The organism is Methanobrevibacter sp. 87.7, assembly GCF_002208625.1.
Classification (GTDB): Archaea; Methanobacteriota; Methanobacteria; order Methanobacteriales; family Methanobacteriaceae; genus Methanarmilla.
Map to the genome: position 1 here is coordinate 1 of NZ_MRCT01000236.1, position 1829 is coordinate 1829.

Here is a 1829-nt window from a genome sequence, read left to right on the forward strand (position 1 = left end):
AAAACAAGACAAAAAAAAAAAAATTAAAAAACAACTAAAAAAACAAGCAAAAATAAGAAATTTAAATAAAAAAGAAATTGAAGATTAATTTAAAAATCTTCAATCAAAAATTCTAGATTTAGTTTTATACCAATCATCACTTTTACTAGGTAAAACAGTAAATAGAATAGTAAATCCAACTAATATTACAGTTAATATAACGAAAACAATTAACTCTTCAAAGGTTCCTGTTTTAATAGTGTCAAATAATCCACCAACCCAAACAATAGCAACTACAGTTGGTAAAAGATATTTAACAATGAAAATCCACCATCTACCTATTTTTAAACTTTTACTTCTTCTATTAAGTTCTGGTATAACATCTTCACATTTAAATAGCCATGCAAATGCAATACATTCAAAGAATACACCAATTAATATTGCTATTTGATTAATATATGCATCAACAAATCCAAGTATAGTTCCACCCATACCTGTAGCATATATCATTGATACAACTGCCCCAATAATGCATAAAATAGTCATTATTTTATTACGGCTCCAAGCAAATTTATTTTGTATACTGAATGATAATGGTTCAATAGTAGAAAGGATACTTGTTAAACCTGCAATATATACAGTAAAGAAGAATGCAGGACCTAAAACATAAGACCAATTACCAAGTACATTAAATACAGTAGGATAAGCAATAAATACAAGACCAGTACCTTGTTGTACTAACTGATTAACTGCTACACCACTTTTTAAAGACATGTAACCTAAAATAGAGAATACACCTAATGCACAGAAGTTTTCAAAACCACAATTTGCAAGTACAACCCATAAAGTGTTTGATACAAGATCACTATCATCTTTTGTATAACTTGCATAAGTAAATGCAATACTCATACCTAAACTAAGTGAAAATATAATCTGTCCAAATGCAGCCATCCAAATATTAAAGTTTAAAAGTAAACTCCAATCTGGAGCAAATAACTCATTTAAACCAATACCTGCCCCAGGTAATGTTAAAGAAAATATTACAATAAATAACATTATAATAAAAAGTAAAGGTACAAGGATTTTACTTAATCTTCCTAAACCTTTCTCTAAATCTTTATGAGAAACATACCATACAATAAGCCAACCAACTAAAATTGCAACAGCAATTATAGGAATAAATACACTTAAACCAGAAGTAGAAGTTGTAGATTGTAATAAAGTGCTTGTAAAGTAATTATTAGGATTTGCTCCCCAAGATTTAAAGAAACTAAATATTACATATAAACCATCCCATCCCAATATACATGAATAATAAATCATGATTAAAAATACAGAAATAGGAATAAACCAACCTAAAAATTCGAATTTACTATTTATCTTACGTAATGCTTTAGGAAATGAAGACTTAAAATTATATCCAACACTATACTCTAAAATCAAAAATGGAATACCCATAATTAGAATAGCGACAATATAAGGAATATAAAATGCTCCTCCACCATTACTGTAGAGAACATAAGGATATCTCCAAATATTTCCTAAACCTACAGCAGAACCAATCATTGCTAAAATAAATGAAAGATTACTACCCCATTCATTTCTATCCTCATTGTTATTCATAAAAAAACTTATCTTAAAAAATTTTAAACAGTATTAAAAATACCATATATATTTTAAACTTTTAAAATTAAAAAGATTATAGTATTTTAATGGAAAAATTAATAAAAAATTAAATAAAATTCAAAATAAGTATTAATAAATAAAAAAATAAAATAAAGATTAAATTAAATAAAAAATCTAAAAAAAGATAATTAATAAAATATACTAAAAATATAAAATTATATTGC

Annotated in this window: 1 protein-coding gene; it reads right to left on the reverse strand. The window is 25.5% G+C overall.

Going from position 1 to position 1829, the window contains the following annotated elements:
* Window positions 1-99: 99 nt before the first annotated feature.
* Window positions 100-1602 carry a sodium-dependent transporter gene (locus tag BGI41_RS07915; RefSeq protein WP_088540157.1) on the reverse strand — a complete coding sequence of 501 codons (1503 nt, stop codon included), beginning with the start codon at window positions 1600-1602 and terminating at the stop codon, window positions 100-102.
* Between the last annotated feature and the right edge of the window lie 227 nt (window positions 1603-1829).

What these genes read in the sequence shown, in the direction of transcription:
- BGI41_RS07915 (WP_088540157.1), bottom strand. Translation starts at nt 1,602, where the DNA reads ATGAATAACAATGAGGATAGAAATGAATGGGGTAGTAATCTTTCATTT.